The following is a 22,212-nucleotide window of genomic DNA, read 5'->3' as shown; positions in this document are numbered from 1 at the left end:
GCAAGAAAAAAGCCCGGCGTTGCCGCCGGGCTTTTTGGGTGCGATCCAGATCACGCCAGATCGTAGCGGTCCAGGTTCATCACCTTGGTCCACGCCGCCACGAAGTCGTCGACGAACTTCTCCTGCGCGTCGTTGCTGGCATAGACCTCGCCGTAGGCGCGCAGTTGCGAATGCGAGCCGAAGATGAGGTCTACGCGCGTTCCGGTCCACTTCTTCTCGCCGGTCTTGCGATCGAACGCTTCGAACACCGCTTCGTTGTCCGTGGTCGGCTTCCATTGCGTGTTCATGCTCAACAGATTCACGAAGAAGTCGTTCGTCAGCGTGCCGGGCCGTGTCGTGAACACGCCATGCGATGTCTGGCCGACATTCGTGTCCAGTACGCGCAGGCCGCCCACCAGCACCGTCATCTCCGGACCGGTCAGCGTCAGCAGCTGCGCCTTGTCGACGAGCTGCGATTCGGCCGGCACGCCGGAGCGGTACTTGAGGTAGTTGCGGAAGCCGTCGGCATGAGGCTCCAGCACCGAGAACGAGGCGACGTCGGTCTGCTCCTGCGTGGCGTCCGTGCGGCCCGGCGAGAACGGCACCGTGACCTCATGCCCACCATTCTTAGCGGCCTGTTCGATGCCGGCATTGCCGCCCAGCACGATCAGGTCGGCCAGCGAGACCTTCTTTCCACCCGACGCAGCGCCGTTGAAATCGGCCTGGATGCCTTCCAGTGCCTTGAGCACCTTGGCCAGGCGCTCTGGCTGGTTGGATTCCCAGTCCTTCTGCGGTGCAAGGCGGATGCGCGCGCCATTGGCGCCACCGCGCTTGTCCGAGCCGCGATAGCTGGAGGCCGATGCCCACGCGGTGGATACCAGCTCCGACACGGACAGTCCCGATGCGAGGATCTTCTTCTTCAGCGCAACCGCGTCGGAGGCATCGATCAACGGATGGTCGATCGGAGGAACCGGGTCCTGCCAGATCAGTTGCTCGGCCGGCACTTCCGGCCCGAGGTAACGCGAACGCGGGCCCATGTCGCGGTGCGTGAGCTTGAACCAGGCGCGCGCGAACGCGTCGGCGAACTCATCCGGACGTTCGAGGAAACGCCGCGCGATCTTCTCGTACACCGGATCGACGCGCAGCGACAGGTCGGTGGTGAGCATCGCCGGCGCGCGACGCTTGTCCGGATCGTGCGCATCCGGCACGGTGTTCGCGCCCATGCCGCCCTTGGGCTGCCACTGGTGCGCACCGCCGGGGCTCTTGGTCAGTTCCCATTCGTAGCCGAACAGGTTCCACAGGAAGTTGTTGCTCCAGCGCGTGGGCGAACTGGTCCAGGTGACTTCCAGGCCGCTGGTGATCGCATCGCCCGCGATGCCGGTGCCGTGTTTGTTCGCCCAGCCCAGGCCCTGCGCGACGATGTCGTCGCCTTCCGGGTTCACGCCGACGTTCTTGGGATCGCCCGCGCCGTGCGTCTTGCCGAAGGTGTGGCCGCCTGCGATCAGCGCGACGGTCTCCTCGTCGTTCATCGCCATGCGCGCGAAGGTTTCGCGGATGTCGATGGCGGCGGCGACCGGGTCGGGATTGCCGTTGGGGCCTTCGGGGTTCACGTAGATCAGGCCCATCTGCACCGCGGCCAACGGATTGTCGAGCTGGCGCTCGCCCGAGTAGCGGCGATCCTCCAGCCACTCTTCTTCTTCGCCCCAGAACACGTCCAGGTCGGGCTCCCACACATCTTCGCGTCCGCCGCCGAAACCGAAGGTCTTGAAGCCCATCGTCTCCAGCGCGACGTTGCCGGTGAGGATCATCAAATCCGCCCACGAAATGCGACGGCCGTACTTCTGCTTGATCGGCCACAGCAGGCGCCGCGCCTTGTCCAGGCTGACGTTGTCCGGCCAGCTGTTGAGCGGCGCGAAACGCTGCTGTCCGCGACCGCCGCCGCCGCGACCGTCGAAGATGCGGTAGGTGCCGGCGCTGTGCCAGGCCATGCGGATGAAGAGCGGTCCGTAATGGCCGAAATCCGCCGGCCACCAAGGCTGCGAATCGGTCATCAGGTCGGCCAGGTCCTTCTTGAGCCCGGCATAGTCGAGCTTCTGGAATTCCTCGGCGTAGTTGAAGTCCTTGCCCATCGGGTCGGACTTGGACGAGTGGTCGTGCAGCAGGTCGACGCGCAACTGCTTGGGCCACCAGTCCTTGTTCGTGCGGCCACCGCCGACCGTGTGCTTGAAGGGGCACTTCGATTCGAATGACATCGGCTCTCTCCTTGGTTCGTGTGCTTCCAGTGATGGTTCGTCCGGAGCGGTACGCCTGGGGTATACCGGTGGGCATGGTGGCGCGAACGATGTTGCGGCCAGATGCACGGGTGCCGACGCAATCCTCCACTCGCGTCGTGACGCTTGCCTGACGGGCAAGCTCCGGGTCGAACTCACCTTAGTCAGTGCCGATCGACAGTTGAAATCGAATGATCCGAATGGATCGATTCGTGCAGGCTATAGAGGGCCGGCGAAATCCAACAAAAAGCTAACGAACCGGGGGTTCGGCCACAGGAAACGGCGGAGCCGGACGGCTCCGCCAACGGGCACGCGATGGAAGCGGGCGGCTCAGCCCGTGCTGTGGAACACAGCAACCTCATGAGCCTTCCCCTGGAGTGGGCAGCGTAGCCGCGGCAGGTCAGCGGATCAGGAGAGGGCCTTGATGCGGTACAGCGCTTCCAGCGCCTGCTTCGGCGTCAGGTCGTCGGGATCGATCGAGGCCAGCGCGTCGAGCGCGGCGGAGGAGGGCGCGAACAGGCCGAACTGCTGCGGCGAATCCAGCGCGACCGGCGCCATCGACGGCACGGGCGCGTCGCGGCTCTGCTGTTCCAGTTCCGCCAGTCGCCCGCGTGCCTGTTGCACCACGGATTTCGGCAGGCCCGCCAGCGCCGCCACCTGCAGGCCGAAGCTGCGATCGGCCGGGCCGTCCTTGACGGCATGCATGAAGACCAGCTGGTCGCCGTGTTCGACGGCGTCCAGGTGCACGTTGGCGATGCCGCTGCCCGGTTCGGCCAGCGTGGTGAGTTCGAAGTAGTGCGTGGCGAACAACGTGTACGCACGGTTGTGGTGGGCGAGATGGCGCGCACAGGCTTCGGCCAGCGCAAGGCCGTCGTAGGTGGAGGTGCCGCGGCCGATCTCGTCCATCAGCACCAGCGACTGGCTGGTCGCGTGGTGCAGGATGTAGCTGGTCTCGCTCATCTCGACCATGAAGGTGGACTGGCCGCGCGCGAGGTCGTCGCCCGCGCCGATGCGCGTGAGGATGCGGTCGGTGGGGCCGATGCGGGCGCGCGAGGCGGGCACGAAGCTGCCGATGTGCGCCAGCAGCACGATCAGCGCGTTCTGGCGCATGTAGGTCGATTTACCGCCCATGTTCGGGCCGGTGATGACCAGCATGCGCCGGTTCTCGTCCAGCACCAGGTCGTTGGGTTCGAACGGATCGCTGCGCACCGCTTCCACCACGGGATGGCGTCCGCGTTCGATGCGCAGGCCCGGTTCGTCGGTGAGTTCGGGCTGCGCCCAGTCCAGCGCCTGCGCGCGTTCGGCGAAGCAGGTCAGCACGTCCAGCTCGCTCAGCGCGGCGGCGCAGCGCTTGAGCGCTTCCAGCCGTTCGTTCAGAACATCCAGCAGCTGTTCGTAGAGCAGCCGTTCGCGCGAGAGCGAACGTTCGCGCGCCGACAGCACCTTGTCCTCGAACTGCTTGAGTTCCTCGGTGATGTAGCGTTCGGCGCCGGTCAGCGTCTGGCGGCGGGTGTAGTGCGTGGGGGCCCTGTCGCTCTGGCCCTTGTTGATCTCGATGTAATAACCGTGCACGCGGTTGTAGCCGACCTTCAGCGTCGCGATGCCGGTGGCGGCTTTCTCGCGTGCTTCCAGGTCGACGAGGAACTGGTCGGCATTGGTCGAGAGCAGGCGAAGTTCATCGAGTTCGGCGTCGTAGCCTTCGGCGAAGATGCCGCCGTCGCGCGCCAGCACCGGCGGCTGCTGCACGATCGCCGCCTTCAGCAGGTGCGCGTGTTCGTCGTGTTCGCCCAGCTCCGCGGCCAGCGCGGACAGGCACGGTGAATCCAGTGGCGCCAGCGTGGCGCGCACGTCGGGCAGCATGCCCAGGCCGTCGCGCAACGTGGACAGGTCGCGCGGGCGAGCGCTGCGCAGCGCGATGCGCGAGAGGATGCGTTCCAGATCGCCCAGGGCGCGGAAGCGTTCGCGCAGGTCGTCGCCCGCGCGCGAATCGATCAGCGTCGCCACCGCCTGCTGCCGATGGCGTAGCACCCCGCGCTCGCGCAGTGGGCGGTGCAGCCAGCGGCGCAGCAGGCGACCGCCCATCGGCGTGACGGTGGAATCGAGGATGCCCAGCAACGTGTGGCGGTTGTCGCCGTCCAGGCGGCTGTCCAGTTCCAGATGGCGACGCGTGGCCGCGTTCATCGCGATGGCGCCGTCGCCGGATTCGACCGAAATCGAGGTCAGATGCGGCAGGCGCTGCTTCTGCGTTTCCTCGACATAGCCCAGCAGCGCCGCGGCGGCGGCGATCGACAACGGTTTGTCTTCCAGCCCGAAGCCGGACAGGTCGTGCAGGTTGAAGAAGCGCAGCAGCTGGCGGCGGCCGCTGTCGGCATCGAACAGCCACGGCGCGCGACGGCGCAGGCCGGTGCGTTCGGCGACGAATGCCGCCCATCCGTCTTCGTCGGCCACCAGCGTCTCGGCCGGTTCCAGGCGGGCCAGTTCGGCTTCCAGGGCGTCCTCGGTCGCCACTTCATTGACCAGGAAGCGGCCGCCGGCCAGGTCGGCCCAGGCCAGGCCGTAGCCATTCTTTCCGCGCGCGATCGCCAGCAGGAGCGTGTCGCGGCGCTCGTTCAGCAGGGCCTCGTCGGTCACCGTGCCGGGAGTGACGATGCGCACCACCTTGCGCTCGACGATGCCCTTGGCCAGCGCGGGGTCGCCGATCTGTTCGCAGATCGCCACCGATTCGCCCAGCGCCACCAGCCGTGCGAGGTAGCCCTCGGCGGCATGGTGCGGCACGCCTGCCATGGGGATCGGCTGGCCGGCGGACTGGCCGCGCTGGGTCAGGGTGATGTCGAGCAGCCGCGCCGCCTTGCGGGCGTCGTCGAAGAACAGCTCGTAGAAGTCGCCCATGCGGAAGAACAGCAGCACATCCGGATGCTCCGCCTTGGCGGCGAAAAACTGCTTCATCAGGGGCGTGTGCTCTTGCGGCCGGTCGGCTGGACTCATGGATCGTGGATCTGCGCTGCGAATGGTGGCGCCGGCGTCGTGGCCGGCGATGCGATAATCGATAGGCTAGCAGCCGGCGGCCCTTCTGGCCCGGTTGCGGCCCAACCGTTTCCGTGCTCGCCGCCGCCTTGATCCAACTCCTCGTCTATCTGCGCTACCTGGCCGTCGCGGGGCAACTGCTCGCCGTGGCCTTCGTCAGCCAGCGCCTGGGCCTGGCGATCCCGTTGCGTCCGCTGGTCGGCATTCCACTGGCGCTGCTGGCGTTCAACCTGTGCATCCACCTGTGGGTGCGCCGGCACGGCGAGGGCGGGCCATGGGCCCTGTCGCTGCAACTGGTGGTGGACCAGGCGGCGCTGACCGCGCTGCTGTACTTCTCCGGCGGGCCGGCCAACCCGTTCGTATCGCTGTATCTGGTGCCCGTAGCGCTGGCCGCCGGCGCGTTGCGGATCGGGCCGATGGCCGCGCTGACCGTACTCACCGCCGCCCTGTACACCTGGTTGCTGGGACACCACATCCCGTTGCCGCATGCGCATGGGCAGGATTTCCAGCTCCACGTGACCGGCATGTGGGTCAACTTCCTGCTCAGCGCGACGATCATGACCGTCGTGCTGGGACGCTTCATGGCCATCGTGCGCGACCAGCGCCGCCGGCTCGCCGCCGCGCGCGAGCGGGCGATGCGCGATGAATCGCTGCTCGCGCTGGGCACATTGGCGGCGGGCACGGCGCACGAACTCAACACGCCGCTGACGACCATGGGGCTGCTGCTCGACGACTGGAGCGCGTCCGACCACGCGCCCGGCCGCGAGGACCTGGCGATGATGCGCGAGCAGCTGATGCATTGCCGCAACCACGTGCGCGCGCTGGGCGATCTCGCACGCCGCGGTGCGCTGGGCGAGACCACGCTGGAGTCGGCCGCGGAACTTGCCTGGGACTGCATCGAGCGCTGGCGCCTGCTGCGTCCCGGCGTGCAGGTGCGCCTGCGCGACGAGGCCGATCCGGTCATGGTGCGCGTCGATCCGGGGCTGCCGCAGGCGTTGATCAACCTGCTCAACAACGCCGCCGATGCCAACGAGGCGACCGGTACGCCGGACCCGATGGAGGTCACCGTACGCCTGCAGGGCAACACTGTGTTGATCGCCATTGCCGACCGCGGGCCCGGTCCGAGGCACAGCCCACCGGCCGCACTCGACGAACCCCGGTCGGGGCTCGGCATCGGACTGCTGATTTCCAACGCCAGTGTCGAACGCAGTGGCGGCCTGGTGCGTCAGTACCCGCGTGAAGGCGGGGGATGCGTGACCGAAGTGGAACTGCCGTTGGCGCGGGAGGGCGCATGAGCCTGCCTGCACGGATGCTGCTGGTCGACGACGACGTGGCGTTCTGCGCGATCCTGGTCCGCCACCTGCATCGCCGTGGCGTTGCCACGCAGGTGGCGCACAACGCCGCCGATGCGCTGCGCGCGATGAACGAGTTCGCCCCCGATGGCGTGCTGCTGGACCTCAAGCTCGGTTCCGACAATGGCCTGGCGCTGATCCACGAGCTGGCGGCGCGCCGCCCGCAGGCGCGCATCGTGCTGGCGACCGGGTTCGCCAGCATCGCCACCGCGGTGGATGCGATCCGCCGCGGCGCCTGGAACTACCTGCCCAAGCCGTTCGATATCGACACGCTCGCGCAGGCGTTCTCCGAGCCGCCGGACACGGCCGTGCCGGCCGAGCCCCCGCAGACGGCTGTCCCGCTGCGGCGCCAGCAGTGGGAACACATGCAGCGCGTGCTGGCCGATTGCGGTGGCAACGTGTCCGCTGCGGCGCGCGTGCTGGGGCTGGACCGGCGCACGCTTCAGCGTCGACTGGCCAAGCGCCCGGTCCGCGAGCGTCCGTAGGCGCCGTCCCGGCGGGGCGGATGTGATGATTCCCGCCCTCGTGCGAAACACCCATCCGACACACAATCGGAGACGGACGTGGAGCACGCCGCCACCATGGATTTCGACAGGCAGACGCAATTCGGCCAGTTGCTGGAAGCGCACCGCGGCATCGTGCTGAAGGTGGCGCACGGCTATGCCTGGCATCCGGAAGACCGCGCCGACCTGGCGCAGGAAATCGCCACGCAACTGTGGCGCGCCTTCCCGCGTTACGACCCCGCGCGCAGCTTCTCCACCTGGATGTATCGCATCGCGCTGAACGTGGCGATCTCCTCGCTCCGTGCGCGCCGCCAGGACGCGCGGACCGTACCGTTGGACGAACGCCTGCACGAGCCGCTCGACTCCGCCGCGGCGAGCCTGGAATTGCAACAGCAGGTGGGCGCGCTGCGCCGTTTCATCCACCGGCAGGAGCCGCTCAACCGCGCGCTGTTGCTGCTGTACCTGGAGGATCGCCCGCATGCGCAGATCGCCGACATCCTCGGTATCAGCGTGAGCAACGTCGCCACCAAGATCGGCCGGTTGAAGCAGCGCATCCACAACGAACTCTGAGGCATCTCCCGCATGGAGACGATCATGGACAACGACGAACTGAAAGCCGCCTGGCAGGCAATGGAAACGCAACTGGCCGAGCAGGGGCGTGTGCAGATGGAGCTGGTGCGCGAAAAGAAGCTGGACCGCACGCGCGGACTGCTGCGCCCGCTGTTCTGGGGGCAGGTGCTGCAGGTCCTGCTGGGCGTGGGTTTGATCGTGCTCGGCGTGGCCTGCTGGAAACAGAACCTCGGCGTGGCCGGCTTGTTCGCGGTGGGTGTGGTCGTGCACGCCTTCGGCGTCGTGACGCTGGTGGCGGCGGCCATCACGCTGGGGCTGATGGCTCGCATCGACTACACCGCGCCGGTGCTGCGCATCCAGACGCAGATGGCGCAACTGCAACGCTTCCACACGCTCAACGGCATCGCCTGCGGCCTGCCGTGGTGGGTCGCCTGGGTGCTGGTGGTCGTTGCCTTCGCCGGCGCGGGCCGGCCGCTGTCGTCCGGGCCGACGCCCGCGTGGATCGCGTGGAGCCTGGCTGTCGGTGTGGTGGGAATGCTCGGGACGTGGTTGCTCCACTACCTCGCGCAGCGTGCGCCGGATTCCCGGCTGGCCCGCTTCATGCGCGATACCGCCGCGGCGAGCAGCCTGCGGCGCGCGCAGGCGGCGCTGGACGATGTGAGGCGTTTCGGAAGCGACTGATGTCCGCCGGCTAGTGGAAGAACACGTCAGCGGGGACGGCGGTGACGACGGGCGGGCGGTCCTTGGCGATCACGATGTTCGTGGTGATCGGTGTGGTGGTGTCGTGGCAGTCGCCTTCCATCTCGTGATGCGCGAGCACTGCCTCGTTGCCGCGCGACACCTCGGCCCAACCCGTGATCACCGCGCCGCAGCGGCCCTGCACGTTGAAGTTGCCGGGCGTAGGGCCCAGGCGGATCGCGTAGGTCGCATGCGCCAGCGCGCAGGTGCCTGTCACGGTCGTCAGCTCGCCGATGTGGTCCTCGTCCGCCATCGAGGCGATGAGGTCGGCCGTGTCCCATTCGATGTTGCCTTCGGTGGCGTGCGCGGATTCGCCGATGTCGTCCGCATTGCGGTAGTAGACGACGAGCCGGTCGGCGGCAGTGTCGCAGCGGTAGCCCAGCACGCGCTGGGCATCGGCACGCGCAGGGATCAGCAGGCACAGCACAACGAGGACAGCGACGATGCGGGGCATGGCGGTGACCGCGTCAGGACGACGCGCGGAGCTTGCCATGCGCGGCGCCGTGCGCAATGGCCGTCCGGCGGACCGCGGCCCTGCGACGTGACGGCGGTCGCGGTCATGGGGTGCGTGGTCGGGAATTTGGAGGATTCAGGCATGTGCCCGTCGCCCTGGCAGGGCACGCCGCGTGTTTTCGGGGGCGTCGCCGCGACCGGCTATAGTTCGCGCATGAAGAACGACGTCACCGATGCCGCCCTGCTGCGCCTTGCCGAGCAGGTGGCCGAAGCCGCCCGCGCCCATCGCCAGACCCTGGTCACCGCCGAAAGCTGCACCGGCGGCTGGATCGCCAAGATGCTCACCGACATCCCCGGTTCGTCGAACTGGTTCGAGTGCGGCATGGCGGCCTACAGCTACGAAGCCAAGCAGGCGCTACTGGGTGTGCGTCCGCAGACGCTGGAACAGCACGGTGCGGTGAGTCGCGAGACGGTGATCGAGATGGTCTCCGGTGCGCTGGTGCATTCGGGCGCCACGCTGGCCGTGGCGGTCACCGGCATCGCCGGCCCGGGCGGTGGCACCGAGGACAAGCCGGTCGGCACGGTGTGGCTCGCCTGGAAGCGCCGCGGCGGTTACCCCACGGCCGTGACCTTCCATTTCGACGGCGACCGCGATGCCGTGCGCCGCCAGACCGTCGCCGCCGCGTTGCATGGTCTGGCCGAACTGATGGCCTGATCGGGGCCATCACCGTCGGGTTGACGGCCCGGAAAGTTCGTTAGTAGTATTGCTACTAATGGACATCACCGATACCCAGCGCGCCATCCTCGCCCTGATCGCCGACCGCATCGAGGCCGAGGGCGTGCCGCCTTCGCAGACCGAGATCGCGCGAGCCATGGGGTTCAGCAGTGTCCGGGCCGCCCAATACCACCTGGAGGCCCTGGAGCAGGCCGGCGCCATCCAGCGCATGCCTGGCCGCGCCCGCGCCATCCGTCTGTGCGCCGTTCCGGACGGCGTGGCCGGGGAAGTCCCCGTGCGGCCGGTCGAGGCTGCCGACGCTTCCGGCCATGCGCTGCGCCTGCCCGTGCTGGGCCAGGTGGCGGCAGGTCGCCCGATCGGCGCCGACATCGGCTCGGACGATTTCGTCCTCCTGGACCGTGTGTTCTTCTCGCCCACGCCCGACTACCTGCTCAAGGTGAAGGGCGACTCCATGCGCGACGAGGGCATCTTCAATGGCGATCTCATCGGCGTGCACCGCACGCGCGATGCGCGCTCGGGCCAGATCGTGGTCGCCCGCATCGACGACGAGATCACCGTCAAGCTGCTGAAGATTGGCAAGGACCGCATCCGCCTGCTGCCGCGCAACCCGGATTACGCCCCGATCGAGGTGGAGCCGGATCAGGACTTCGCCATCGAAGGCCTGTACTGCGGTCTGGTAAGGCCCAACCGATGAATCTTCCGACCGGCGTCAGTGGCGTTCCGGAGCAGGGTGTTGCGGGTTTCCCCGACACCCTGCTCCGGGCACCCCTCATGGCCGGCATGCACTCCAGGCATCACGTTCGCAGTCGCGACGCACGCGTCTCAACCCGTGCGATACGCGCCGGCTAGATTGCCTCCACGCAACGACTTCCACGCTACTGACAAGGAAAACCCACGATGGACGAGAACAAGAAGCGCGCCCTTTCGGCGGCACTGGGCCAGATCGAGAAGCAGTTCGGCAAGGGCTCGGTGATGCGCATGGGCGATCGCACGATCGAGGCCGCGGAGGTCATCGGGACGGGCTCGTTGATGCTCGACATCGCGCTGGGTATCGGCGGCCTGCCCAAGGGCCGCGTCGTGGAAATCTACGGTCCTGAGTCTTCGGGCAAGACCACGCTCACGCTGCAGGCCATCGCCGAATGCCAGAAGCTGGGCGGCACCTGCGCCTTCATCGACGCCGAGCACGCGCTCGACCCCATCTACGCCGGCAAGCTGGGCGTCAACGTCGACGACCTGCTGGTCAGCCAGCCCGACACGGGCGAGCAGGCGCTGGAAATCGCCGACATGCTGGTGCGATCGGCCGCCGTCGACATGGTCGTGGTCGACTCGGTCGCCGCGCTCACGCCTAAGGCCGAGATCGAAGGCGAGATGGGCGACCAGCTGCCGGGCCTGCAGGCCCGCCTGATGAGCCAGGCGCTGCGTAAGCTGACCGGCAACATCAAGCGCTCCAACTGTCTGGTGATCTTCATCAACCAGCTGCGCATGAAGATCGGCGTGATGATGCCGGGCCAGAGCCCGGAAACCACCACGGGCGGCAACGCGCTCAAGTTCTACGCCTCGGTGCGCCTGGATATCCGCCGTATCGGCTCGATCAAGAAGGGCGACGAGATCATCGGCAACCAGACCCGCATCAAGGTGGTCAAGAACAAGATGGCGCCTCCGTTCAAGCAGGTCGTCACCGAGATCCTGTACGGCGAGGGCATCTCGCGCGAAGGCGAGCTCATTGATATGGGCGTGGAGGCCAAGCTGGTCGAGAAGTCGGGCGCCTGGTACGGCTACGACGGCGAGCGCATCGGCCAGGGCAAGGAGAACGCCCGCCAGTACCTGAAGGACAACCCGCAGGTGGCCGTGAAGCTTGAGGCGGCGCTGCGCGAAAAGTTCGTGCCGCAGGAAGCCTCGCGTAGCGAGGGCGACGGCGAAGGTCAGGACGACTGATGACCGGGGCCCTGCGCGATGCATGACGACCCGACCACCGGCGAAGGCGCCGGTGGCGGTTCGGGCCGCCGCCGCACGCGCGAGCAGACCCCGGAGCAACGGGCATTGGGGCTGCTGGCCCGTCGCGAGCACTCGCGCAAGGAACTCAACCGCAAACTGACCTCGCGGGGCCTGGACGCCGTCGAGGTGCAGGCCGCCGTGGACCGGCTGGCGGGCGAGGGCTGGCAGGACGACACCCGCTTTGCCGAAAGCCTGGTCCGCAGCCGCGCGGCTGGCGGCCATGGCCCGATCCGCATCCGGGCCGAGCTGGCCACTCATGGCCTCGACCGCGAGGCCATCGCCCGTGCCATGGATACGTTCGAGGGCGACTGGGCCGAAACCGCCCGCGATCTGGTTCGCCGCCGCTTCGGCCCCGCGGTGCCTGACGATCTCGCCCTCCAGCGCAAGGCGGCCGATTTCCTGATCCGCCGCGGCTTCGACGCAGCCTGCGTCCGCGCGGCGACCCGTTTCGACCCCGACGACTGAAGCCCCGCGCCCCGGCCTTCAGGCGGAGCAATTCACCGCGCGTGTTCGCGACCGTGGCACGCCGGTGCGACGCATCCCTTCGCCCCAGCGCGCAAGGCTTTGCGACGGTCCTGAACGAGCTGCCGCGGTGCGAGCAAGGGCCCTGCGGTCCTGCTACGCTAGCCGGCTTTCGGGCTTGGGTTGCCTGCTCCTGTCGACGCCCCCATCGTGAGGGCATGGGCCGGTCCGCGTACTCCGGCCCCGTCATCGACTTCGCGCGACAGGCATGAAAACCACTACCGAAATCCGAAGCGATTTCCTCGAATTCTTCCGCAGCAAGGCCCACACCATCGTGCCCTCGGCACCGCTGGTGCCGGCCAACGACCCGACGCTGCTGTTCACCAACTCGGGCATGGTGCAGTTCAAGAACGTGTTTCTCGGCAGCGAGAAGCCGGGCTACGTGCGCGCGGCCGACGTGCAGCGCTGCCTGCGTGCCGGCGGCAAGCACAACGACCTGGACCAGGTCGGTTACACGGCGCGCCATCACACCTTCTTCGAGATGCTGGGCAACTGGTCCTTCGGCGACTACTTCAAGGAAGACGCCATCGCGTGGGCCTGGGAACTGCTGACCAAGGTCTGGGGCCTGCCGGCCGAACGCCTCACCGTCACCGTCTATCACACCGATGACGAGGCCTACGAGATCTGGAACAAGCGCATGGGCGTGCCCGCCGAGCGCATCGTCCGCATCGGCGACAACAAGGGCGCGCCGTTCGCCTCGGACAACTTCTGGCAGATGGCCGACACCGGCCCCTGCGGCCCGTGCACCGAGATCTTCTACGACCACGGCGCGCACATCGCCGGCGGTCCTCCGGGTTCGCCGGACGAGGACGGCGATCGTTTCATCGAGATCTGGAACCTCGTCTTCATGCAGTTCGACCGCCAGCCCGACGGCACGCTCGTGCCTCTGCCGGCGCCGTGCGTCGACACGGGCATGGGCCTGGAGCGCCTCGCAGCGGTGCTGCAGGGCGTGCACGGCAACTACGAGATCGACCTGTTCCGCCACCTGATCGCGAAGGCCGCGCAGTTCACCGCCACCACCGATCTGGACAACAAGTCGCTGCGCGTCATCGCCGACCACATCCGCGCCTGCGCCTTCCTCATCGTCGACGGCGTGCTGCCGAGCAACGAGGGTCGTGGCTACGTCCTGCGCCGCATCATCCGCCGCGCGCTGCGTCACGGCTGGATGCTCGGCCAGAAGGGGCCGTTCTTCCATCGCATGGTCGCGCCGCTGGTCGAAGTGATGGGCGATGCGTATCCCGAACTCACCGCCAAGCGCGAGTTCGTCGAGCGCGCGCTGCTGGCCGAAGAGGAGCGTTTCGCCGAGACGCTCGATGCCGGCATGCGCATCTTCGACGAGGTTGCCGGCCGCTCGAACACCACGATTCCCGGCGCCGATGCGTTCCGCCTGTACGACACCTACGGCTTCCCGGTCGACCTGACCGCCGACATCGCGCGCGAGCGCGGCCTGTCGGTGGACATGGAAGGTTTCGATGCCGCGATGGAGCAGCAGCGCGAAACCGCGCGCGCGGCAGGCAAGTTCGGCAATGCCACGACGATGCCGGCGGAACTGGCCGCGCAACTCCCGCCGACCCAGTTCCTCGGTTACGAGCAGCTGGTGGACGACGGCCTCGAAGTCATCGCCCTGCTCAAGGATGGGCGCGCGGTCGACCGCATCGAAGCGGGCGAGCAAGCCGCTGTCATTCTCGATCGCACCCCGTTCTACGCCGAAAGCGGTGGTCAGGTTGGCGATACCGGTGACCTGGAAGCGGGCGCCGCGCGTTTTGCGGTGCGCGACACGTTGAAGTTCGCCGGCCAGTTCCACGGTCACGTGGGCACCCTAGCCAGTGGCTCGCTCAAGCGCGGCGACCGCGTGCGTGCGAGCGTGGACGGTGCCCGCCGCGCCGCCACCGTGCTCAATCATTCCGCCACGCACCTGTTGCATGCCGCGTTGCGCGAGGTCCTGGGCGACCACGTCACCCAGAAGGGTTCGCTGGTCGCTCCGGACCGCCTGCGCTTCGACTTCTCGCATTTCGCGCCCGTCGGCGCGGGCGAGCTGGCCGAGATCGAGCGTCGTGTGAATGCAGAGGTCCGCAACAACCATGCGGCCGAGGTGCACCACATGGGCATGCAGGAGGCGCTGGACTTCGGCGCGATGGCGCTGTTCGGCGAGAAGTACGGCGACCGCGTCCGCGTGCTGCGCATGGGCGAAGCCTCGACGGAACTTTGCGGTGGCACCCACGTTTCGCGTACCGGTGACATCGGTTTGTTCAAGATCCTGTCCGAAGGCGGTGTGTCCGCTGGCGTGCGCCGCATCGAGGCGCTGACCGGGCAGGGCGCCCTCGACCACGTGGCCGAGGAAGAACACCGCCTGGACGAGGCCGCGCGCCTGCTAGGCGGCAATGCCGGCGACATTGCCGACAAGCTGCGCGGCCTGCTGGACCGACAGAAGAAGCTGGAGCGCGAGCTGGAGTCGCTGAAGGCCAAGGCCGCTTCCGGTGCCACGTCCGACCTCGCCGGCGCGGCCGTCGATGTCGGCGGCGTGAAGGTCGTGGCGACGCGGCTGGAGGGTTTCGACGCCAAGGCGCTGCGGGATGCGGTCGACCGCCTCAAGCAGCAGCTCGGTGATGCCGTCATCGTCCTGGCAGGGACGAGCGACGGAAAGGCGGCCCTGGTGGCCGGCGTGAACGGTAATGCGGCCGGCAAGGTGAAGGCGGGGGAACTCCTCGCGCACGTTGCCGGTCAGATCAACGGCAAGGGCGGTGGTCGCCCCGACATGGCCCAGGGCGGCGGCGACGACGGCCCGGCCCTGGTCCAGGCACTCGCAGGAGTGGCCGGTTGGGTGGCAAACAAGCTTGTCTGAATGGTGAACGTTGACCCTTTGCGGTTGCGGTGCAGTTTGACCCGCCGCTAAGATGGTTCGCGTTTTTATATCGAAATAGGAGGCGCTCCAGGGAGCGCCCGTACGCCGGGACCTGGAAGGGCCGGCATAGGAGATGTTAGATGCTGATCCTGACGCGTCGCGTCGGTGAGACCTTGATGATCGGCGACTCGGTGACCGTCACCGTGCTCGGCGTCAAGGGCAACCAGGTGCGTATTGGCATTACCGCACCGAAAGATGTCGCGGTTCACCGCGAAGAAATCTATCAGCGTATCCAGCGCGGCGAAGAGCCGACGGATAACGATTCGGGCAAGAGCGCCGGCTGACAAAACCGTTTGCCGTGCGCGGGTCGAGCCGTTATGCTTTGCGGCCCCGCAGGTTTGATGTATCGCGGAGACTTGCCCGAGAGGCCGAAGGGGCTCCCCTGCTAAGGGAGTATGGGGTCAAAAGCTCCATCGAGGGTTCGAATCCCTCAGTCTCCGCCAGTTACACCGGATCGGGTTGGATCGCCCGCATGCAGCCGCATGCAGGCACGGAAAGACGGACCCAGGTCCTGATTCCCGGCACATCCAATGCCCGTTCCGCACGAGCCGCAAGGTTCGTGCACCGTTGACCGGCCGATCGCCGTGCCAATGGAAATGTTCGAAAAATGTTTGACGAGTCGGCAACGATCCTTCATAATTTTTCAACTCAGCGCCCGTAGCTCAGCTGGATAGAGCACCAGGCTACGAACTTGGTGGTCGGGAGTTCGAATCTCTCCGGGCGCGCCACACAAGAAGCAAAAGGGCCGATGCGAAAGCATCGGCCCTTTTGTTTTGTTCGGAATTCGGGATTCGCCTGTTAGTCGTCATTCCCGCGAAGGCGGGAATCCAGCCTTCCGGGTATCACGCTCTCCAGACGACACAACGGTGTTTGCGAGTTGGATTCCCGCCTTCGCGGGAATGACAGCACGGCTCAATCCGCAGTCGCTTCCGCAGCAGCGCTCGCCGTACTCCCACGCTTCTGTTCGTCGCGGTAGTACTCGCGATACCACGCGACGAACTTCGCGACGCCTTCCTCCACCGTCACACGGGGCGCGTAATCCATGTCGCGCGCCAGATCGTCGCAGTTCGCCTCGGTGGCCGGCACGTCGCCCGCCTGCAGCGGCAACATCTCCATCTCCGCTTTCCGTCCCAGGCAGCGTTCCAGCACTTCGATGTAGCGCAGCAATTCCACGCTCTCGCGGCTGCCGATGTTGTAGAGCCGGTACGGAGCGACGCCGCTGCTTGCGGGATCCGGTGACAAGCCGTTCCATTCCGCATCGACCGAGGGAACGCGATCCAGCGCACGAACCACGCCGGCAACGATATCGTCGATGTAGGTGAAGCTGCGCTTGTGGCGACCGTGGTTGAACACGCGGATCGGTTCGCCCGCGAGAATCGCGCGCGTGAACAGGAACAACGCCATGTCGGGGCGACCCCATGGCCCGTACACCGTGAAGAAACGCAGGCCCGTGCACGGCAGGCCATAGAGATGCGCATAGCTGTGCGCCATCGCCTCGTTGGCCTTCTTGGTCGCCGCGTACAGCGTCAACGGATGTTCGGTGTGCTGGTGTTCGGAGAACGGCATCGCGGCGTTGGCGCCATAGACGGAGCTCGTCGAGGCATAGACCAGATGCCCGGCACCGTCCCGACGGCAGCCTTCCAGCACGTGCAGGAAACCGGTCACGTTGCTGGACACGTACACATGCGGATTCTCCGCCGCGTATCGCACGCCGGCCTGTGCGGCCAGGTGCACCACGCGATCCGGCCGGTGCGTCCGGAACACGGACTCCACCGCCTCGCGATCGGCGAGTTCGCCGTGCACGTGCGTGTAGCGCGGGTGCCCTGAGAAGCGTGCCAGGCGCGCATGCTTCAGGCCGACGTCGTAATAGTCGTTGAGGTTGTCGAAGCCGATCACCTCATCGCCGCGCTTCAGAAGCTCCAGCGCGACGTGCGACCCGATGAAACCCGCAGTGCCGGTGACCAGGACTTTCATGCGTCACAACCGCCCATCGACGGCGTCGCGCGGCAGCACGTACTTGACGTCGTAGACCACCGACACGTCCTTTCCGAGCGCGCGCACGCCCGCGGCGCCGAGCTGCGCGAATTCGCGATGCGCCACCGCGACGATCACCGCGTCGTACTCGCCCTGCGCGGGTGAGGCGACCGGTTCGATGCCGTACTCGTGCATGGATTGCGCGGCATCCACCCATGGGTCGTGCACGTCCACGCGGGCGTTGTAGCCCTGCAAGGCCTGCACGATGTCCACCACGCGCGTATTGCGCAGGTCCGGGCAGTTCTCCTTGAACGCCAGGCCAAGGATGAGGATGCGCGCCTGCACCGGATTGATGCACTTGCGCACCATCAATCGCACCACTTCGCCGGCGATGTAGGCGCCCATGCCATCGTTGGTGCGGCGACCGGCGAGGATCACGTCCGGGTGATGGCCGATTTCCTGTGCCTTGTGGGTCAGGTAATAGGGATCCACGCCGATGCAGTGGCCGCCCACCAGACCCGGCCGGAAAGGCAGGAAGTTCCATTTCGTGCCCGCAGCCTGCAGGACGTCCAGCGTGTCGATGCCAAGCTTGTTGAACAGGATCGCCAGGTCGTTGATCAGCGCGATGTTGAGGTCGCGCTGCGTGTTCTCGATCACCTTGGCAGCCTCGGCGACCTTGATCGACGCGGCGCGATGCGTGCCCGCTTCGATGATCGAACCGTACAGACGGTCCACGAATTCCGCCGCAGCCGGCGTGGAGCCGGAGGTGATCTTCAGGATGCGGGTGAGACGGTGCTCCTTGTCGCCCGGATTGATTCGCTCCGGGCTGTAGCCGACGAAGAAATCGCGGTTGAAGCGCAGGCCCGAGGCGCGTTCCAGGATCGGCACGCACACTTCCTCCGTGCAGCCGGGGTAGACCGTGGACTCGTACACCACCACGTCGCCGCGCTTGAGTACGCGCCCGAGGCTTTCGCTCGCACGCGCCAGCGGTCCCAGGTCCGGGCGCTTGGCCGAGTCGATCGGTGTGGGCACGGTGACGATGAACACGTTGCACTGGCGCAACGCGTCCAGATCGCTGCTGCAGCGCAGGCGTCGCGCAGCGTTCAGTTCTTCGGCATCCACTTCCAGCGTGCTGTCGCGGCCGGCGCGCAGTTCGTCCACGCGGGCGGCGTTGATGTCGAAGCCGAGCGTGTCGTACCGGTGTCCGAAGGCCACCGCCAGCGGCAGGCCGACGTATCCCAGGCCGACCACGCCCACGCGGGCCGTCTCCAGTGCGGGCGGCGCAAGCGTTTCCGTGGCGCCGTGGGCGGCCGCCTGCGCGTCGCGCATCGGCCTGTGGACGAGCCGTTCCCCGATATCGGTCGTGTCCATCCGTTGCTCTTCGAAGTGGTATGGATCGAAGCGCCATGCCGCACTTTGACGATGGCGTCGTCGAAGCAGAGGGCACCTCGATGCAGGTAAACGCGAGGGCGTGCCGGAACAGGACGTCCCTCATCCGGCGCGTCGCGTTTGTCCTGCCTTCGTCACCGGCTGCGTTTCCGATCGATGTATCCAGCGCAGTACCGGCGTCGGCCGGACAGGGGGCAGGGGATGGCAGCGGTGGCTTGGCGCCAGGACGAAGCGGTGCATCCGCTCGTGCGCGCATTCGCCTGTGGTCCGATGCCGCTGCGCGCGTGCACGGTGGCCGTCGTCGAACTGCGCGACTGGCAGCCCTGGGTGGACGACGCCTGGGATCTGCTGGACACGCAGGAACGCCAGCGTGTCAGCCAACGCCGTTTCCGCGCCGACCGCGAAGCGCTCGCGTTGACGTACGCGCTGCATCGCCTGTTCGTGGCGAACGCCATCGATGTGTCGCCGCGATCTGTAGCGATCGGTCGCGATGCGGACGGGTGTCCGTGCCTGCCTGGCCATGAACTGTTCGGTCACGCGCTCCACACCAGCCTCAGCCATGCCGATGGCGTGGCCGCCTTCGCGCTGTGCGCGCTGGGCCCGGTGGGCGTGGACGTGGAGGCCTCGTTCCGCGCGGACGAGCTGCCCGGCATCGCCGGCAGCGTCTGCCATCCGTCGGAACTCCAATCCCTCGCGGGTTTTGCCGAGCCGGCCTACAGCCGGGCGCTGCTCGCGTTGTGGGTGCGCAAGGAAGCGTTGCTGAAGGCGGAAGGCGTGGGCCTGGCCCGCGAGATGAGCACCTTCCGGGCCAGTGCCGGCGAAGCGTTCGCGCTGGCCGGCCGCGCGCGGGATTCCTCGGCGTGCAGCGTGCGGCTGGCAATGCTCGATGTCGGCGAGCGATGGACCGCGGCGGTCGCAGCGCCGTGCGATGCCGCGGTCGAATGCCGCCGGCTGCGCCCGGTCGTTGGCCGGATGGCCGCCGAGCGCGCGTTGTAGAACCAGTGAACGCGTCGGAGGGGAACGTCATGCACATGACGGACGACGCACGGCGTACCACGCCGCACCTCCCCCGAACCGGTCGAGCTGCAGTGCATCCCCGTGCGCGCGCCTCTGGCGCGCACCGTGTCAGGAGTGCGGTCCCATGATGTTCGGAAAGGCGAGTCTCAAGAACCGGGCGCTGCTGCTGCTCTGGTTGCTGGAAGTGCTGCTGGTGATGGCCGCGGTGACGGGCGCGGCGTGGCTGCGCTTCATGAACGATCCGGAAGGTCACGAGATCTTCTCGGAGAACCTCGTCGTGCGCGCGTGGCTGGTGGCGATGTTCACCACCACCGCGATGGCGGCGCTGGGGCTGTACGAGGTGCACGTGCGCCTCAACCGTTTCGAGTTCGCGCTGCGCATGCTGGTGTCGTTCGCGCTCGGCGGCATCGGGCTGATGGTGCTGTACTACCTGGTTCCGGTCGCGTACATCGGCCGCGGCGTCATCGTCATCGCGATGATCCTGGGCATGATGGGCATCGCGCTGCTGCGGTTCTGCCTGGTGCACGTGGTGCGCGGCGAACTGTTCAGGCGCCGCGTGCTGGTTCTGGGCGCCGGCCACAACGCCGACCTCATCAACACCCGCCTGCGCCGCGGCAGCGACCGTCGCGCCTTCACGCTGGTGGGTTTCGTGCCGATTCCCGGTCAGGAATCGTCCGTTCCGGCGGGAATGCAGGTGCAGCCCACCGGAAGCCTGGCCGAACTGGCGCACAGCCTGCAGATCAGCGAAATCGTGGTTGCGCCCGACGAACGGCGCGGCGGCCTGCCGATGGAGGAGATGCTCACCTGCGTGCAACGCGGCGTCGCCATGACCGATCTTTCAACCTTCTTCGAGCGCGAGGCCGGCATCGTCACCACCAACCTGGTCGATCCGTCCTGGCTGGTGTTCTCGGGTGGGTTCGACCATTCCACCTCTCGCTGCATGAACAAGCGGCTGTTCGACGTGCTGGCGGCCTCGGCGCTGTTGCTGGTCGCCTGGCCCTTCATGGCGCTGGTCGCGCTGTGCATCCGCCTGGAATCCTCGGGGCCGATCCTGTACCAGCAGACGCGCATCGGTGAGGGCGGGCGACCGTTCGAACTGGTCAAGTTCCGCAGCATGCGCGTGGACGCCGAAGGCGATGGCGTGGCGCGCTGGGCGCAGCGTGGCGACGACCGCACCACGCGCGTGGGCAGGTTCATCCGTCTGACGCGCCTGGACGAACTGCCGCAGTTGTTCAACATCCTTCGCGGCGAGATGAGCATCGTCGGGCCGCGTCCGGAACGTCCACAGTTCGTCGATGTGCTCAGCCGCGAGATCCGCTACTACGCCGTACGCCATTGCGTGAAGCCGGGCCTGACCGGCTGGGCGCAGCTGCGCTATCCGTACGGGGCTTCCGTGCGCGATGCGGAAGAGAAGCTGAAGTTCGACCTGTTCTACGTGAAGAACCACGGTCTGGTTTTCGACCTGATCATCCTGCTGCAGACGGTCGAAGTGGTCCTCTTCCAACGCGGTTCCCGGTAAGGGAACGCTGCCGAAGCGGTAGCGCGAACATCGCGTCAGCCGCGAGGAAGAGGTACGCGCACGGCCATCACTCCCCCTCTCCCGCATGCGGGAGAGGGCAAGGGGAGAGGGAAAACCCCTGGAGGCGCCGCCGGAAACCCCGCACGCTTCGCACGCGCAAAACCCGAACGTTACGGCTCCTCTACGCCCTCTTCCTCGCGCACGGGGCGCGGAGTGACGGTCATCAACCGGTTCGGCGGCGCACTGGCCCAGTCCACCACATGCCCGTCCTCGAAGCGGATCCACGACGAGCCGTAGTTCCATACATCGTCCTGGATGCGTTCGGGCTGCCCCTGGATGGTGATCACCGACGCTTCTTCCATGCCCAGCTCGAGGCGTGGCGCATCGGATGGCGCTTCCGCCACCGCGCCGGTCTGCAGGACATCGGCGGCGGGCACATCGGTTTCCGACCAGTGCAGCACCACCATCACCACCACCAGCACCAGGATGCCGAGCGTGGCGAACTTGGCGGTACGCAGCGGCGGTTCGTTCGTGGGCCGGGCGTTCCCGCGCGCCTGGGTGTGCGCGGTGGCGTGCGTATCGACGGACGATCGCGGCGCAGCGCCATTGCCTGCGAATGCAGCACGTGGCGTGGAGCCGGGCAGTCGGCCGTGGATGCGATGGAAGCGGATCGCGCCGGAGTACAGCGCGGTGAGTTCGGTAAGGGCGCTGTGCGCTTCGCTGGACTGGTCGAGGTGGCGATCGGGGTGGAGTTCGGCCACGCGCACGCGGTACGCACGCTTGAGGTCTTCGAGGCCGCAGTCCGGATGCAGGCCGAGCTGCTGGTACAGAAGCGCGAAGTCCTGACTCATGAGGCCCCCTTGTCGCGCCCATCCTAGCGTGACTCCCGACGGTGCGCATCGTCGCATCCGATGGCCGCTGGCGCACGCGTCAAGCGTTTGTCCTGGAGGAGAGGGGCAGGGATCGGCCGGATGCTGGTGTGCATCCACCGTGCCGTACATGCGGGGTGAGCGATGTCGTGGGTGTCCAGCCAATCCGGTGTCGAGGTTCGGGCGTTGTCCGTCCTGCCCGCGCACCCGGATCCCACGCGCGTCCAGGCGGCCTGCGCCGCCTACCGCGGTGATGTCCTCCCGCCCGCACGAACCGTCCGCGCGCAATGACCTCGCGGACCACGTGGACGCACGAACAGGCGATTGCGTTCGACCGTCCGATCGCACGGCCCGAACGCTGATCGCGGCGAACGGCATGGACGCAGGAAAGGCCGGTTAG

18 protein-coding genes and 2 tRNA genes are annotated in these 22,212 nt (G+C 67.3%); 14 read left to right on the top strand and 6 right to left on the bottom strand.

What is annotated here, in order from left to right:
- Positions 1–50: 50 nt before the first annotated feature.
- Positions 51–2,231 (bottom strand): catalase/peroxidase HPI, encoded by a 2,181-nt coding sequence (gene katG, locus QLQ15_RS15980; protein ID WP_283213742.1) that lies wholly within the window; start codon positions 2,229–2,231, stop codon positions 51–53.
- Between the two features lie 426 nt (positions 2,232–2,657).
- Positions 2,658–5,234 carry a DNA mismatch repair protein MutS gene (gene mutS, locus QLQ15_RS15975; RefSeq protein ID WP_432277825.1) on the bottom strand — a complete coding sequence of 859 codons (2,577 nt, stop codon included), beginning with the start codon at positions 5,232–5,234 and terminating at the stop codon, positions 2,658–2,660.
- Positions 5,235–5,347: 113 nt separating this feature from the next.
- Between mutS and QLQ15_RS15970 the strand changes: the two genes are divergently transcribed.
- The 4 genes from QLQ15_RS15970 (at position 5,348) to QLQ15_RS15955 (ending at position 8,379) form a co-directional block, all read left to right on the top strand.
- Entirely contained in the window at positions 5,348–6,568 is a 1,221-nt protein-coding gene (locus QLQ15_RS15970) for an ATP-binding protein (RefSeq protein WP_283213740.1), read from the top strand.
- Positions 6,565–7,110, top strand: a complete 546-nt coding sequence (locus tag QLQ15_RS15965) for a response regulator transcription factor (protein WP_283213739.1) — start codon at positions 6,565–6,567, stop codon at positions 7,108–7,110. Before QLQ15_RS15970 ends, QLQ15_RS15965 begins: the two co-directional genes overlap by 4 nt.
- A 96-nt stretch (positions 7,111–7,206) precedes the next feature.
- A complete protein-coding gene (locus QLQ15_RS15960) occupies positions 7,207–7,698 on the top strand; it encodes an RNA polymerase sigma factor (protein ID WP_283214043.1) in 492 nt (163 codons plus the stop codon).
- A 24-nt stretch (positions 7,699–7,722) separates the two neighbouring features.
- Positions 7,723–8,379 (top strand): hypothetical protein, encoded by a 657-nt coding sequence (locus tag QLQ15_RS15955; protein ID WP_283213738.1) that lies wholly within the window; start codon positions 7,723–7,725, stop codon positions 8,377–8,379.
- 10 nt (positions 8,380–8,389) lie between these two features.
- Here the strand turns inward: QLQ15_RS15955 and QLQ15_RS15950 are convergent, their stop codons facing one another.
- Complete coding sequence (locus tag QLQ15_RS15950) at positions 8,390–8,890, bottom strand: hypothetical protein (protein WP_283213737.1); 501 nt, start codon at positions 8,888–8,890, stop codon at positions 8,390–8,392.
- A gap of 213 nt (positions 8,891–9,103) precedes the next feature.
- Here QLQ15_RS15950 and QLQ15_RS15945 point away from each other — a divergent pair, with 213 nt between their 5' ends.
- The 8 genes from QLQ15_RS15945 to QLQ15_RS15910 all read left to right on the top strand — a co-directional run bounded on the left by QLQ15_RS15945 (position 9,104) and on the right by QLQ15_RS15910 (position 15,772).
- On the top strand, positions 9,104–9,604 hold the full coding sequence (locus QLQ15_RS15945) for a CinA family protein (RefSeq protein ID WP_283213736.1): 501 nt from the start codon (positions 9,104–9,106) through the stop codon (positions 9,602–9,604).
- 58 nt (positions 9,605–9,662) lie between these two features.
- Positions 9,663–10,319 (top strand): transcriptional repressor LexA, encoded by a 657-nt coding sequence (lexA, locus tag QLQ15_RS15940; protein WP_283213735.1) that lies wholly within the window; start codon positions 9,663–9,665, stop codon positions 10,317–10,319.
- 203 nt (positions 10,320–10,522) lie between these two features.
- Positions 10,523–11,560, top strand: a complete 1,038-nt coding sequence (gene recA, locus QLQ15_RS15935) for a recombinase RecA (RefSeq protein WP_283213734.1) — start codon at positions 10,523–10,525, stop codon at positions 11,558–11,560.
- An 18-nt stretch (positions 11,561–11,578) separates the two neighbouring features.
- Positions 11,579–12,085 (top strand): recombination regulator RecX, encoded by a 507-nt coding sequence (gene recX, locus QLQ15_RS15930; RefSeq protein WP_283213733.1) that lies wholly within the window; start codon positions 11,579–11,581, stop codon positions 12,083–12,085.
- Between the two features lie 265 nt (positions 12,086–12,350).
- The gene (gene alaS / locus QLQ15_RS15925; protein WP_283213732.1) at positions 12,351–14,984 is read left to right on the top strand and encodes an alanine--tRNA ligase; all 2,634 of its coding nucleotides are present in this window, start codon (positions 12,351–12,353) and stop codon (positions 14,982–14,984) included.
- Positions 14,985–15,124: 140 nt separating this feature from the next.
- Positions 15,125–15,328 carry a carbon storage regulator CsrA gene (gene csrA, locus QLQ15_RS15920; RefSeq protein WP_283213731.1) on the top strand — a complete coding sequence of 68 codons (204 nt, stop codon included), beginning with the start codon at positions 15,125–15,127 and terminating at the stop codon, positions 15,326–15,328.
- Positions 15,329–15,394: 66 nt separating this feature from the next.
- Positions 15,395–15,487: transfer RNA gene (locus QLQ15_RS15915), tRNA-Ser, on the top strand.
- Between the two features lie 208 nt (positions 15,488–15,695).
- Positions 15,696–15,772, top strand: a tRNA-Arg gene (locus tag QLQ15_RS15910).
- A gap of 184 nt (positions 15,773–15,956) precedes the next feature.
- Here the strand turns inward: QLQ15_RS15910 and QLQ15_RS15905 are convergent.
- Positions 15,957–17,018, bottom strand: a complete 1,062-nt coding sequence (locus QLQ15_RS15905; protein ID WP_283213730.1) for an NAD-dependent epimerase — start codon at positions 17,016–17,018, stop codon at positions 15,957–15,959.
- 3 nt (positions 17,019–17,021) lie between these two features.
- Positions 17,022–18,290, bottom strand: coding sequence for a Vi polysaccharide biosynthesis UDP-N-acetylglucosamine C-6 dehydrogenase TviB (gene tviB / locus QLQ15_RS15900; protein ID WP_432277862.1), 1,269 nt, complete (start codon positions 18,288–18,290; stop codon positions 17,022–17,024).
- 318 nt (positions 18,291–18,608) lie between these two features.
- On the opposite strand from tviB, the gene QLQ15_RS15895 reads away from it, so the two are divergent.
- Together QLQ15_RS15895 and QLQ15_RS15890 are read left to right on the top strand one after the other, a co-directional pair.
- On the top strand, positions 18,609–19,403 hold the full coding sequence (locus tag QLQ15_RS15895; RefSeq protein ID WP_283213729.1) for a 4'-phosphopantetheinyl transferase family protein: 795 nt from the start codon (positions 18,609–18,611) through the stop codon (positions 19,401–19,403).
- A 145-nt stretch (positions 19,404–19,548) separates the two neighbouring features.
- Complete coding sequence (locus tag QLQ15_RS15890) at positions 19,549–20,943, top strand: TIGR03013 family XrtA/PEP-CTERM system glycosyltransferase (RefSeq protein ID WP_283213728.1); 1,395 nt, start codon at positions 19,549–19,551, stop codon at positions 20,941–20,943.
- Between the two features lie 170 nt (positions 20,944–21,113).
- On the opposite strand, the gene QLQ15_RS15885 is transcribed toward QLQ15_RS15890, so the two are convergent.
- Positions 21,114–21,794 carry a J domain-containing protein gene (locus QLQ15_RS15885; protein WP_283213727.1) on the bottom strand — a complete coding sequence of 227 codons (681 nt, stop codon included), beginning with the start codon at positions 21,792–21,794 and terminating at the stop codon, positions 21,114–21,116.
- Between the last annotated feature and the right edge of the window lie 418 nt (positions 21,795–22,212).

Source organism: Lysobacter stagni, from assembly GCF_030053425.1.
GTDB lineage: Bacteria > Pseudomonadota > Gammaproteobacteria > Xanthomonadales > Xanthomonadaceae > Lysobacter_J > Lysobacter_J stagni.
Note: the sequence above shows the minus strand (reverse complement) of the source record. Positions and strands in the feature narration are given on the sequence as shown.